This is a genomic window from Pedobacter metabolipauper, assembly GCF_004362715.1.
In the GTDB taxonomy this organism is placed as follows: domain Bacteria; phylum Bacteroidota; class Bacteroidia; order Sphingobacteriales; family Sphingobacteriaceae; genus Pedobacter; species Pedobacter metabolipauper.
The window spans coordinates 756284-770658 of the sequence record NZ_SNYC01000004.1 but is presented as its reverse complement, the minus strand read 5'-3'; the positions used below and the strand labels follow the sequence as shown (position 1 = coordinate 770658).

General features: G+C 42.2%; 10 protein-coding genes. 2 read left to right on the top strand and 8 right to left on the bottom strand.

Features of this window, described 5'->3' with window-relative positions:
* Nucleotides 1-12: 12 nt before the first annotated feature.
* Complete coding sequence (gene gmd, locus ATK78_RS10040; protein ID WP_133575951.1) at nt 13-1149, bottom strand: GDP-mannose 4,6-dehydratase; 1137 nt, start codon at nt 1147-1149, stop codon at nt 13-15.
* A gap of 189 nt (nt 1150-1338) precedes the next feature.
* On the opposite strand from gmd, the gene ATK78_RS10035 reads away from it, so the two are divergent.
* Complete coding sequence (locus ATK78_RS10035) at nt 1339-2346, top strand: hypothetical protein (protein ID WP_133575950.1); 1008 nt, start codon at nt 1339-1341, stop codon at nt 2344-2346.
* Here ATK78_RS10035 and ATK78_RS10030 read toward each other — a convergent pair.
* Entirely contained in the window at nt 2325-3572 is a 1248-nt protein-coding gene (locus tag ATK78_RS10030; protein WP_133575949.1) for a protoporphyrinogen/coproporphyrinogen oxidase, read from the bottom strand. The two genes, ATK78_RS10035 and ATK78_RS10030, sit on opposite strands and share 22 nt — an antisense overlap.
* Nucleotides 3573-3638: 66 nt before the next feature.
* Nucleotides 3639-4325: a hypothetical protein gene (locus ATK78_RS10025; RefSeq protein WP_133575948.1), complete on the bottom strand. Its 687-nt coding sequence runs from the start codon at nt 4323-4325 to the stop codon at nt 3639-3641.
* 571 nt (nt 4326-4896) lie between these two features.
* Between ATK78_RS10025 and ATK78_RS10020 the strand changes: the two genes are divergently transcribed.
* Nucleotides 4897-5604 (top strand): class I SAM-dependent methyltransferase, encoded by a 708-nt coding sequence (locus tag ATK78_RS10020; RefSeq protein ID WP_133575947.1) that lies wholly within the window; start codon nt 4897-4899, stop codon nt 5602-5604.
* 6 nt (nt 5605-5610) lie between these two features.
* Here ATK78_RS10020 and ATK78_RS10015 read toward each other — a convergent pair whose 3' ends face one another.
* The 5 genes from ATK78_RS10015 to ATK78_RS09995 form a co-directional block, all read right to left on the bottom strand.
* The gene (locus ATK78_RS10015; protein WP_133575946.1) at nt 5611-7323 is read right to left on the bottom strand and encodes a hypothetical protein; all 1713 of its coding nucleotides are present in this window, start codon (nt 7321-7323) and stop codon (nt 5611-5613) included.
* 4 nt (nt 7324-7327) lie between these two features.
* A complete protein-coding gene (locus ATK78_RS10010) occupies nt 7328-8626 on the bottom strand; it encodes an MFS transporter (RefSeq protein WP_133575945.1) in 1299 nt (432 codons plus the stop codon).
* The gene (locus ATK78_RS10005; RefSeq protein WP_133575944.1) at nt 8598-9683 is read right to left on the bottom strand and encodes a glycoside hydrolase family 130 protein; all 1086 of its coding nucleotides are present in this window, start codon (nt 9681-9683) and stop codon (nt 8598-8600) included. The genes ATK78_RS10010 and ATK78_RS10005 overlap by 29 nt, the downstream gene beginning before the upstream one ends.
* Nucleotides 9684-9797: 114 nt before the next feature.
* Nucleotides 9798-11282, bottom strand: coding sequence for a RagB/SusD family nutrient uptake outer membrane protein (locus tag ATK78_RS10000; protein ID WP_133575943.1), 1485 nt, complete (start codon nt 11280-11282; stop codon nt 9798-9800).
* A gap of 11 nt (nt 11283-11293) precedes the next feature.
* Complete coding sequence (locus ATK78_RS09995; protein WP_133575942.1) at nt 11294-14359, bottom strand: SusC/RagA family TonB-linked outer membrane protein; 3066 nt, start codon at nt 14357-14359, stop codon at nt 11294-11296.
* Nucleotides 14360-14375 lie beyond the last annotated feature (16 nt).

Sequence of the window (14375 nt, the reverse complement as noted above, 5' to 3'; positions counted from 1 at the left end):
TATTATTTGGTATTATTCAAAATAGTTCAATGTTTTAAATCCACCTTTTTTCAAGTATTCATCTTTTTTCATTAGGTTAAGATCTGAAAGAACCATCTCTTTAACCAGCATCGGCAGGTCATATTTAGGTGTCCATCCCAGCTGCGTATTGGCTTTGGTTGGATCTCCCAGCAAAAGGTCTACTTCTGTAGGGCGGAAATATTTCTCATCAACCTGTACAACGACAGTTCCGGGCTTTAAGTATGCTTCATTTAACCCAAGTTCTGCAACCAGCTGCTGATCTATATCGATAATTACGCCGCGTTCATTTTCATCTTTTCCACTAAATTCCACTTCTATACCTAATTCTGCGAACGTCATTTTCACGAAATCCCTCACCGTTGTTGTAATTCCGGTTGCAATTACATAATCTTCCGCTTTATCCTGCTGCAGGATTAACCACATCGCTTCGATATAATCTTTGGCATGCCCCCAGTCGCGTTGTGCAGACAAATTACCCAGGTACAGACAATTTTGCAAGCCAAGGGCAATTTTTGTAGCTGCCCTTGTAATTTTACGGGTCACAAATGTTTCTCCTCTTAATGGACTTTCGTGATTAAACAGGATTCCGTTGCAGGCATACATCTGATAGGCTTCCCTATAATTTACGGTGATCCAATATCCGTACATTTTAGCTACGGCATATGGTGAGCGGGGGTAAAATGGAGTGGTTTCACTTTGAGGAACTGCCTGTACCAGTCCATAAAGTTCTGAAGTTGATGCCTGGTAGATCCGGGTTTTCTTTTCCAGTCCAAGAATACGGATCGCTTCAAGCAATCGGAGTGTTCCGATTCCATCTGCATTTGCAGTATATTCAGGCATTTCAAAGCTCACATGTACATGGCTCATTGCAGCCAGGTTATAGATTTCATCCGGTTGTGTTTCCTGAATGATTCGGATTAAGTTTGTAGAATCTGTTAAGTCACCAAAATGCAATTTAAAATTTACGCCTTGTTCGTGCTGATCCTGATATAAATGATCTATACGTTCTGTATTAAACAGAGAGGAGCGTCTTTTAAGTCCATGTACAAAATATCCTTTTTTCAATAAAAATTCAGCCAGGTAGGCTCCATCTTGTCCTGTAACTCCGGTAATTAAGGCAACTTTCATGTGGTTTCGTAAATTAGATTGGTGATTGTCTATTAAAGCCAGCAAACATACGGAAATATTTGATTTGGAAGCAAGATACAACAATTGAGTTAGCAATAAAAATGCTTTTAAAAACATTCTTATCAAGGTATTTTGGCTATGATTCTTAAAGAATTATCCAAATTAAGCTACCTTGGCCTTTTAATGTCTATGAAAAATCTAAAAATCCTATCCAAGCGTTATTTTCAGAACTGGCCGAGCTGGCACCTGATCTATGAATGGGAAGATGATTTTTCAAGCATTCTGGACATACCGGTTATTAATGCTGAAACTAAGGAACATATTTATGAAAATACCTGGGTAAGGCGTTTTTTCACTTTGACGCCAACCCGATGGGTTGCGCAGTTTGTTAACTCTGTTTTCGCATCAAAGGACAAGTACATTGCTTTCGAGCTAACCGTAAAAAAGAATTTTTCTTATAGTAACGGGATCAATTCGATCCCTATTGTAGTAGATTTTTTTACCCGGGATGCAGGCAGCTTCCATGCGGCGTATAAAAACAGTACTTTAATCTGTATCACAAGCTTAGAGGCTTTCAACTTTTTAAAAGACAATCATTGTAATTTAAATATCAGGCATCTGCCACTTTCCTTGTCAGACAGATATATGATTGACAGGCATACTACTTTTACTAAGAAATATGATATTATTTTAGCTGGGAGGAAGAACAAGATATTGTGGGACTTTTTACTGGAATATGAAAAGAAGTTTCCTGATATTGAATATTTATACCAGGAAGAAATTAACGGGCAGCTATTCTATTCGTCCAACAAGTCTGGGATTTTAGGTAGTTTTCATACCCGGCAGGAATATACAGATTTGCTCAAACAGTGCCGGATTGGTTTTTATTCTACTGCTGGAATTGACGGGGGCGAGATCAGAACTGGCGGCTTTAATCCGGTTACGCCCAGATACCTGGAGCTGATTGCTTCGGGATGCCTGCTGCTGGGAAGATATCCTGATACAGATGAGACCAGGTCGTATGAACTTCAGAGATATTGCCCCAATGTTGATTCGTACCTGGAATTTGAAACCCTTTTATCGTCTTATTTATCGGGTTCCGGACCTGATCTTGATGCCTATGTAAGCTTTTTAAAAAAACATTACACCTCCAATGTTGCCCTTCAATTAAAGGATTATGTTGAAGCTGGTTTATAGTATTTTTCTTTAATCTTTTTAGCGGTTTCCAGGCTGCTTTTTATACATATATCCATATTATAGTATTGCCATTCGCCGAATCTGCCAAGGGTATACAATTCAATCTGCTGAAGGTAGTCTTTAACATTTTTAGTAGCGGTGTCGTAATTTTCATCAAATACGACATAGGCGTGGCCGGAGACGTTATAATCTACGGGCCTGATCAGGAAAGGATCCTTCTTTCCATTCTCAACCATTTCTTCATAAGTTCGCTCGCCTACAACTTCTGTTATGGAATAATTTTTCGATGGATTAAAGAAACTTCCAATATGGATATACCGGTGAAACAGGTTTTCAGGATCAGGAACATAGGTCCAGGTGCGGGTTGTAGGCTTTGTTTCCCACAGCATGGTGCTGACTTTGTTGTATTTTAATTTTGAGGCTTCAATTTTGATTTTTTCCGGTGTTCCCTGAATCAGGCCGGGGATGATATTTAAAGGTAGTGTACTGATCAATATATCGTATGTCTTACCGGCATTAATCTCCCATTGGGAATTCTTGAATTCAATTTTATCCACTTTATAATTCAAGGAGATATTTAATCCTTCTGCGAGACTGTCGATAAAGGTTTTCTGGTCATTTGTATTGGGATAATAAAATGAGGCGTGGGGCATTTTATCCTGCTCATTGCTAATCAACCCTTTAAAGAAAGATTCTTTATCCGGAATTGGCAGTTTACCTTCTACCCATGCGGGGCTCATTTCATTGGGCTCCTTATTCCAGATCTTCCGGTTATAGGGCAAAAAATAAACATCAGCAAGGGTATCTCCAAACTTTTTTCTGAACCAGTCTTCAAGGTTAGTATAATCCCCATTATCTTTTGCACTTAAAAAATCCCTGGTGATGTGAATGGCCAGCTGGGGATCGAATTGGTGGATCTGGCCAATTGCATATTCAATGGGATAGGATACTTCCTGACCTTTTAATTTAATTACGGCATCTCTGTGGATGACATGCCATTCTTCTTTTCTTAGAATATGTTCAAATACAAAATCAAGAACTTCCGGGTACTTTGAGTTGAAGCAATGTCCGCCTATCTTGTGATAAGCTACTCCTTCGACTTGTTTCGTTTTAGCAATACCTCCATATTCTGATGCACACTCCAGGATTTCTACATCAAAACTATCATTTAGCATCCTGGCTATACTTAATCCCGAGATTCCTGCGCCTAATATTCCTACCTTCATTTATTTTATTTTGTCATTGCGATGATCGCTGTCATTTTTGGATGATTGCTGTCATACTGATGATCATTATTTATTATGTCCCAAATGGATTTGAATTCCTATGGAGATTGGATTTAGTAAATATTCTGTTTTATTAAACTTACTGAGGAGCCTGGTATTGTCTGCATCCTGCAGAATGCGTTCTTGTCTTTCGTAGGAATAAAAGAAGTCTAGTGTACCTTCTGCGAAGAAAGAGACCTGATCGATTGGATTAATTTTAAAACCAATTACCGGTGACAGCATAAATCCTGTTTTTGTGGCCTCAACTTTTGTCTGCTGCATTGCCTTTGAACTAATCTCATTGCGGTTTTCCAGATTTCCATCAAATTCGTTAGAACGATAACCGATATCGAAGCCGAAATATGGCTGTACACGGGAATAGTTAAAGTTTTTTTCAAAGCCTATTTTAAAGGTGTAATCGATTACCCTTCCTGCTGCAAACTCACAACTTTCACAATTGTTATAGAATTCTTTCGCCCTGTTGTAATATGTGCCCTGAATTCTATAGCTGATCTGATTGTCATTAAATTTAACCATCGCCCCATTAAAAGGGGAATTAACTAATGTATAGGAATCTGACTCATCTAAGATCTTAGGCATTTGCATGATGGTATAACCACGAAGGCCAAGACTGTAGTTGTAGTTACCACTCATTTGAGAAAAAGCTGTATAATTGGAGAGCATTATTAAAACAAACAGTAAAGGTTTCTTCATCTATCTTAACGTTATTAACAATGTACAATGTCATTATCCCAAATGACATAAGTTACTAAGATAAGATTTAGAATGTTTAGATCATTAACTATTCTTTTTTTTATCGATCCAAACATACCTATTGGTTGTGCATTTAGGACACCAGTAAATACGGATTGGCAAGAACCCCAGCATATTTTTTAGAATAAATCCCCGCGGCACCTGGTAATGAAAATCTGTATTGCATTTTTTACACTTGTAATCTAAGTAACTCATTTCAATAATTGGAGAGATGTAATTTATTAATGTGGCTAAAATAAGTAAAAACTCAATATTTTCTGCTTTTTTGGCCATAAAGATTAATTTACAACAAAAATTAAGCCATTTAACAGAGTTATTCCTATAGGCACTAACGAATATGTAACTTAATTTATAGTTTATTCCCGGTTGAAAAACATATTTTTCAACCTGTAACTGTTTAACTTAAACAGGTGCTCAATTGAAGCGCGATTCCATTTATAAATCAGCAATCCTTAACTAAATACAAGTTATTTTAACTTTATTTGTTTATTCATACCTATCATAGTTAATCATGCAGCACATCGCGATAAAAGAAAAGCATAAGTGTAATCTTTGTGGAGGGTTTGTTATTAAACTACCGGAAATCTTATTTAAAGAAAGAGCAAATGGCCCCTTTGCTTACCGTTGTATTTCTTGTCGTTCTACTTTTATACATTGGGCACTAGCTGAAGTTTTTGCTTCACTTCATTTGCCGAAAAATCCGGTTATTTATGAATTGTCTTCACATGGCGCTTTTTATAATTATTTAAAACGCAATTTTGACCATTTAACGACTTCTGATTATATGGATGGTATTACCAGCGGGACGATGTATAAAGGCAGAACGATGCAAAATGTCGAACATCTTACTTATTTTTCAGATACTTTTGATGTCGTCACCTCTACCGAGGTTTTTGAGCATGTTATAAATGACCATCAAGGCTTCACTGAAGTACTCCGGGTATTAAAGCCCGGAGGTATATTTTGCTTTACCGTTCCGCTTGATCTTAAATCCGGGCAAACTACTGAGCGTGCATATGTTGACGACAGCGGTCAAATTGTTCATATCCTGGAGCCAGAATACCATGGTGATTATATGAAAAATGGAATTCTGGCATTTCGGAATTACGGTACCGACATATTGGACAAGCTTAAAGCCGCAGGATTTAGCACTGCAGAGATTTTTGTAGTGGCCAATAAATTTAACTTCAGCAAGGAGGTGATCGTATGCCGGAAATAACAGTAATTACTTCATCTTATAATCCACTGTTATTCCATCGATACTCATTTTATTGCCTTCAATGGTTACCTTTTTACCGGATGGAATGCAGACCAGCACCACAGATTGCAGCGATGGGATAGTTACCTTCGTTTTCGAACTGATATTTTTTGCAATGAATTTTTGGGAAACCAAATCATACAGGTCTGATTTTTCCGGCACTTTGTAATTAATTGTCTTTGCTGATGGGTATGGATTATAATACAGATCAGTAGGATATGCCTTTTCATGGTAAAAATCTGTTGCCAGAAGATCCAGTTTTAAGATCCCTTTTATTTCAGTTTCTTTAACGATACCTCCAAAAATACCGACGTGTGCACTTCCATATACGCTAAACTGGGAAACTTCCGGATTTTGTCCGGGCACCCATTTTGGTCCGTCCCCTTGTGCTACCGGTGCTTTCAGGCTTTTATACAGGGTATCAAATGTGGAGGCTTTTGAAAAGCCTTCATAAGCGATCACACCTTTGGTTACGGATGCCAGTTGCGGAATGGTCTGGTGTTCTTTGGGCATATACTGCGGATAGAAGAAACGGGATGCATTAACGGCATTGAGCATCCACTTGCCAATGGCATTGGCATATTGCGGCTGATAGCGCACTATTGGAACCAATGGCCAGGCGGCATCAAAGGTATTCATCAAAAATGCATACCCGCCATGATCTACTGTACTGCCTACGGTGCCTGATATATCTATGCCATTCCAGTTGCCGACTAAAAACCCCCAACCTTCCCGGCAGACTGCTGTTCCGTCAAAGGTCCAGTCCAGCATTTTTGGAATATCGAATGTCGTTCCCTGCTCTGCATTCATCCGGGCGGCAAGGTATGCACCAAACGGCATCAGCAACTCGTACGTTGGATTGATCTTTTGACTTTCCAATGCTTTCATGGCTGATATGGCTCCTTTAAGATACCGGGGATCTCCAAACTTTTTATAGGCGTTATATAGTACATAGGCATGACCCGCAGCGGCATCTGGCTGTGTGCAGATCTGGTTGGTCATGGGTTTCATTTTGCCGTAATCGAAATAGGAGTAGTTGTAATTGCCGTTTAAGATTGAATCTGCTTTATAGAACTGGTTGGCGATCTGTCTGGCAATGCTTTCAAATTCCGGCTCGGACGGATACTGATCGTATATGGCATAGAACATCACGTTTGGATATACATCGTACCACCAGTCGCGGCCATAACCTCCTCCTAATAAAGCGACTTCCGGAGCGGTATTGTTCATCATGATGTCCCATCCGGTATCTTTATTGAAATAATTTTTAAGCATTGCTGCGTAATTGGATCCGTTCTGGTCACTTTTATTGAGGCCTACGAGGCTTGCTCCCAATACGGAACCCATATTGGCCATGGCTTCATGGAACATTCCTTTATTGTGCTGCCTGCCCTGCCTTACATCTCCTACGGCGGTGTACATGCCCATTACAGGCTGTTTATAGTTTTTACCGGTACTATCCATCCAGACCATTGGCCAGTAATCGCCTTTGGCATCAAAATCATAAATGGTTCGATCGAACTTCAATGCCATTGCTTTCCAGTCGATGATCTGAAGCGGCTTTGGCAGATCTGCCATTCCATTAACCCGATTGATGTTTATTTGTTTAACCTGGGCCTGGCAAAGTGCTATGGTAAATAAAGAAAGTAGTGTAAAGGCGGAGGTGAGTTTTAGTTTCATAATATTAGGGTTGGATGGCCAGTGCTGCTGCTTCTGCAGTGATGGTTGAAGGTTCTGTAACGGCAAGTTCTTTACTCATGACTTTTCCTTTTTTAATGATGTCTTTTGCTACCCAGAATGAACTAAGCTGCAAAATAGCAACAATAATGATGGCATATCGTAAAGCAACCTCGTTGGAGATATAATATCCCAACAGGAGAAACGTTCCTGCACCCATCAGGCGGCCGGCATACAATCCTGCTTCATGGTTGAGGATGTATGCGAACTCACTGCGCTTTTCTTTTTTGGTGAGGATATCGATCACACTGAACTGGATTGGAAAATAGGCCAGATCGAGTAATGGTTTTGCAAGCAACAGGAAGAGCATGAACAGGATTACCCCGGTTTCATTAAACAGGATCCCATTGATCAATGCGGCTATGGCGAATAATACCAGTCCGGCCCCGAATACATAGATGCGGTGCTGCGGCCCGGTGTTACGGCCTATGATGTACATTAATATGGCGGCGAACACGGCTCCTACGGATTGTGCTGTTCCTAAGGCTCCTTCTTTTCCAAGGAGCAGCATGATGAGCATTGCTGGCGCTGTAACGAGAAAACCTTGCACCAAGCCTTTTAATACTGCCAGGAACATGAGCTTGTTCCAATATGGATCAAACTTAAAGTAGATGAATTTTTTATTGACGGGATTGACAAATTTGCCTGTAAAACACATGAATGATGCGGCAATGGTGATGGCGAAGACTACCCCGGTTACTATTTTATAGGCGAGCTTGGCATCACCGGCTGCTGCCGAGAACTCGATAAACCAGCCGATCAATACAGGTATTACAATGGCTATTATGGTGTAAAAGAAGGTTTCCAGTCCGTAATAATAATTCCGGTTGCTGTCATTGGTGGTTGCCAGTGCCAGAAAGTCGCGGTTTGCCCAGTAAAAGCCGAAGGACATCCCCATCACGATCCCGGCGATCCCGATCCCGGTTACATCCAGGGTTTTTAAGGACATCATGATCATCATGGAGATTCCGCTCAATACCATTCCGAAGGAGTACAATACCTTGATCGGAAAGCGGTTCAGCAGCCATCCATTGATTAAAAATGTAAGCGGAATTCCGGTATAAATGGTTAACTGGTAGACCACTACCTTCATTGGATCATTGGAGCTACGCATGACATACGCGGCTACGAAAATATCGATAACCGGCAATACGATGCTATAGATCAGGTTGGTTAAGGTTAATACCTTAAAATTATGGGACTGGTCTTTGAAATGTTTAATTTCTGACGTGAGTTTCTTCAGCATGGTTGTAGGTTAAGGCCGATAGTATTGCGGCAATAGAAAATTTGGCACCACAGACAAATTCATCTGCTGCCCCATAATAAATGGTCAGTTCATCTCCTTTTACAGTGTGGCCATTGGTAAACACCACTTCTCCAAAAAAGCCGCTCAGCTCATACGTTTCTGCCGGTTTCATGATCGGGTCTTCTGTTCTGGCGATTACTTTGGATGGATCATTGAGATCCATCAGGAACGCCCCCAGACAGTATTGATGGGCTGGATTTGCACCATGATAAATTTCCAGCCATCCTTTTTCCGTTTTTATTGGTGCTGCTCCTGCGCCTACCCGTTTGCTGTCCCAATGATTGTCCCGCGTTCTTATGATGCATTTATGATTGCCCCAGTGGATGCCATCCGGTGACTCTGCGATCCAGATGAAGTTACCCCCCAGATCTACACTGCTTGGACGGTGCAGCGCATAATATTTTCCATTTATTTTTTCTTCAAACAGGGCACAATCCTTATTGTGTGGTGGGATGACCATTCCGTGCGACTGAAATGTTTTCCAGTCTTTGGTGGTACGCATCCCTACACCAACACCCATTTCTGACACGGCTGTATAGGTTAAGTAATACGTATCTTCTATGAGGGCAACGCGGCAGTCTTCTATTCCAAACCCCTCCTGCGGATTTTCTCCCTGCATTAGCGGGTATCCCTCTGGTTCTGTAAAGTTTATACCGTCTTCTGAACTGAGCAGGCGAAGGTGGGAAAGGGTAGTTAAATAATCCAGTCCTTTATAATTGATTACCCGCGCGTCTGTTGCATCCAACTCCGGATGATTGCTTTCAATCTCCATGATCTGGATCCCTTTTCCGGTTAGCACCGGAAATGAGATGATCCCTTCCTGCTGTTGCGGACGTTCTGCTACCCGAACCAGGATCCAGGTCTTGTTCTGGAACGTGAAAACCCCTGGATTAAGGAGACAGGCTATTTCCAATCCTTCCACACTGGGTTTAAGATCTTTAGGGCTTAGTAATGGATTTTCAGAAAAACGGGCTGCGAGGTCAGTCTGTATGTTCATAGTTTCTTGCTGGGGTTACCGATGCCCGTGAATGGTACGGGCGCCGGTTATCATTTGTTGAGTATTCAGGATTTATTAATACGATAGGCGATCACTAAGGAGTTAATGAATGGCCTAGTAATTGTTTTGGGTGATGGTTCCTGCTGATTTATCGATCTCTCCTTGTGGGATTGGATATAGATAATGTTTATCCTGAAAGCTTTTACCCATTGCTGTTAGTACGGCTTTGGCTGTTTTCCACCTTCTAAGATCACTAAAACGGTGTGATTCCATTCCAAGCTCTACCCTTCGTTCCTGCATGAGCCAGGTTTTGATCTGAGCTTTGTCTGTAGATGCCGGGCGGTCTGGCAGTGTGCCTGCCGGTGCTGGCGTACCGGAAATGGTTACTGTATTTCTTGCACGGGCACGCACCTGGTTGATGAGCGCTAGTGCTGCCGGGTAATCTGCTTTTTCATTCAGTGCTTCTGCTTTCCACAACAACACATCCGCCCAGCGGATAAAGATCCGGTTGCTTGGTGCATCGTCATTGCCTTTATTGGCTGATGTGGTGTTGCCTAGCAATTTATATACGGACTGATCGGCTACATTTACGGTATAATTAAGGCGCGGATCATTGGCTTCGAACGCAGCCACAAAGTTTGGTGATGGTGCCAGAAATCCCCAGCCCAGCAATGCCGTAAGTCCATTACCACGTCTTGGTTGTTGTGATGGTACATGATCGTAGGCAAAGATGACCTCATTGTCTGCAAACTCTTTGGTGATGTCAAAATTATCAAAATAATTCTGATCCAACTGGTAATAGTTTAACGTTTGCAGTTCATTTACCTTGTCGATTACGCCTTGCCAGTTTTCATTATATAGTGCTGATTTGGCCTGCATAGCGATGGCTGCTCCTTTTGACACTCTCCATTTTTCGGTTGCACTGGAGTACTTGCTGTTGGGCAATAGCTCTGCTGCTTTTTGAAGATCGGCGTTGATCTGTTCCATCACGGTTGCTTTTGGTGCACGCGTTGCCGCTGCATAGGCATCTGAAAAGTCTTTTAATGGTTTTAGCAGCAGCGGTACATCTCCAAAGTTATTAACGAGGTCAAAATAGAAATACGCACGAAGGAAAAGGGCTTCGCCCAATAAACGATTCTTTGTTGCTGCATCCATTCCTACTTTTTGCATGATGGCATCGTCTTCGAGCTGACTGATGGGTTGATTTACCCGGGAAATCCCTTCATAATTGTATGTCCAGATTCCGCTAAATGCTCCATTATCCGGTGTAAATGTAAATTTCGCAACATCATCCATCCAGGCCTGGTCGCCATCGGGGTTCCATTTCTTATTGGCATCGCCGGAGGCTATGTCCTGAAGGACAAAATCTCCCCTTAAAACCAATCCGCCGGTCCAGTTCCAGCTACCCAGCAGGTTTAGCGTATTTGACAGGATCGGATAGGTATTGTTTACTGATCCTGCAATTGAATTGGCGGTTGGATCGGTTAACACCTGATCTTCCCTAAACATTCCGATTGGTTCTTTATCCAGGTATTTTTTACAGCCTGCGGATAGCACAATTGCTAAGAAGGCTGCTGATACTATTTGATATGATTTCATCTTGGTAGCTATTAAAATGTAACGTTTAGACCGAACAATATGGCACGTGATTGCGGATAGGTTCCATAATCCATCTGATCTGAGATCTCCGGATCTAATCCGCTATAGTTTGTTGAGGTCCATAGGTTTTGACCGGATACATACAAGCGGATATTCTGTACGCCCAGTTTTGTTTTCTTCAGGATAGAACTGAAGGAGTACCCCAGTTCCACATTTTTAAGGCGCAGATAGGATGCGTCTTCTATAAATATGCTGGACACCCTGCTGCTTCCGTTATCGGTAAAGCTGATCCTTGGTATGGTATTGCTTGTTCCTTCTCCATGCCAGCTGTTTAATACATTGGTGGTATGGTTAAACGGGCGGGTATCGTAATCGAGGATCTTTTTGCTTTCGTTATAGCGGTCTACACCATCAACTCCCTGTAAAAGAACGGACAGATCGAACCCTTTATAATCTGTAGAGAATGAAAAACCATAGGTTAGCTTTGGTATTGACGAGCCCATATAGGTGCGGTCAAGGTCATTGATCAGGCCATCATTATTCAAGTCTTTAAACTTAATGTCTCCGGGTACGGATGATGGATTTGCAGTTCCTGACTGGTGGCTGGTTATTTCTGCTGTATTTTGGTAAATGCCGTCAAAGATGTATCCGTAATACACATCAAGCGGCTGGCCTGGTACTGCGCGGGTTGTAGCGCCGATGATGCTTGGCACATTTGGATGCAGTTTTTCCACATTATTTTTTAATGTTGCCATATTGGCGCTGATGTTGTATCCAAAGCCCCCTGCTGTTCTGTCTTTATAACTTACTGCGAGTTCGAAGCCTTTATTGGTTACTTCGCCGGCATTGACAATGGTTGCATCCACATTTCCGACCAGTGCAGGAAGGGTTACGCCCAATAAGATATCACTGGTGGTTTTGATAAAGTAATCTGCAGACAGGTAAAATTTATTTTTAAAGATCCCCAGATCTGCACCAAAGTTTTGTTGTGAGGTAGATTCCCATTTTAGATCGGGGTTACCATAACGGATGATCTTTCCTTCTGCATTGTATTTTTTAAGGTAGGAATAGTTTGGAATTCCGCTCTGGTTACCCAAGGTTCCGGTACTCGCCCGTAAACGCAGATATGACATCCAGGATGCATCTTTCATAAAATCCTCTTCGCTCAGTACCCATCCGGCAGATACCGACGGGAAGTATCCCCATTTATTGTTTTCACCAAAACGGGAAGATGCATCTGCCCGCATATTGGCCGTGATCATGTATTTGTTATTGTATACATAAGTGGCTGTTGCGAACAGGGAGAATAATGAATATTCGGATGCATACCCTCCATTCCAAAGGTCTGTTGCTGATGAGCCCAGATCCAGGTAGCGGAATGCCGGGTAATCAAATTCAAAACGGCGGCGTGATGCATTGATGGATGAGCTGGTATTGTTGATAAATTCTGACCCGATCAATCCGCTTACGGCATGTTTTCCGAAGGTATTGGTATAGTTTAATGTATTGTTCCAGGTTAGCGTATAATCGTCTCCGCGATCTTCATTTAAACCATTTGGCCTGTTTTGACGTCCTGTTCCCTGATCTAATGGGCCTGCATTGCCGTCATTATCGCCAAAGTTTTCAAAGAATGCTTTGTTGTGGTTGAAATTGATCTCCATACCTACATTGCTTTTAAATTTCAGCGATTTATCTTTCAGGACATTGAATTCTGCAAATGCATTTCCAAAGGTCTTAAACTGGTTTAGCGTATTGTCTGTAAAGTAGGCCAGTGCGACCGGGTTTTGGGTCCACTCGTACAAGCTGCTCTGAAATGTTCCATTTGACTGGTAAAATGGCAAGTCTGTGAACGGGTCTTCCAGGGAATAGGTTGGATCTGAGGGGTCTTTGAAGACACCCAGTACCGGCGGACGCAGCAGCGCATGCCTGATGATCCCTGGTGCATCACCCCTTGAGGATAGCTGGTCTCTTTTTTCCTGTGACATTTGCAGGTTGGCCCCGATGGTTAAGCGATCGGTCATGTTGGCATTGATATTTGTACGAAAGTTGATCCTGCGGTATTTATCATTGTCATAAACCACTACCCCATCCTGGTTGTAGTACCCGCCGGAGAACATGTAGCTTACTTTTTCTGATCCGCCGCTTGCGGTTACCTGCAAACTTTGAGAATGTCCATTTTCAAATAACTCGTCGAGCCAGTCTGTATTGGCCAGGTCTGTACGGCTTTTTTGGCTGGTATATGGATTTGTTCCGGTATAGCCGGAATTGTTCCAGGCTTCTTCTACTTTAGCCAGGTATTGCTGTGTATTTAGCATGGTTGGCAGATTGGCTACTTTTTGGATGCCGTTAAAATAGTTGACCTCGAACGCAGGTTTATCCCTTGACCCTTTTTTTGTGGTGATGATGATGACCCCTGCTGCGGCCCTTGATCCATAGATGGCTGCTGCCGATGCATCTTTTAGCACACTCATCGATTCTATGTCCTGGGTGTTTACAAAAGATGAATTGGTGGTTGGCACTCCATCTATTACAAAGAGCGGGCTGTTGTTACCGATACTTGCTCCACGGATCCGGATATCTATCGGATCTCCGGGTGCCCCTGTGCTTTGGGTGATCTGTACACCTGCTACCTGACCCTGCAGCATCTGAGCTACATCTGCAACCCGGCGCTTTTGGGCTTCGCCTACATTTACGCTGGTTAGGGCCCCGGTAATGGTTCCCCGGCGCTGCGTGGTATAGCCGACTACAACTACTTCATCCAAACTGGAATTGCTGGGCTGCAGGCTTGCATTTAATGTTGTTGAAGTTGCCGTAAATGGTAAAGTAATGGCCGTATACCCCACATAGTTAAACTGGAGTGACTTACCGCCATCTGCAGTTAATGTGATGGTATACTCGCCATTGGCGTTGGTGGAAACTTTATTCTGTGTATTGAACTGCTGCACAATGACACCTGGAAAAGGCTGATTATTCTCATCGGTTACCTTTCCGCTTAACTTTTGCTGGGCCAGGGCTGAAAATCCTGAAAGTACTAACAGTAGTACCAACCCCAGAGAACCTTGTAGACTTGTTTTCATCTGTGATATATTTGGT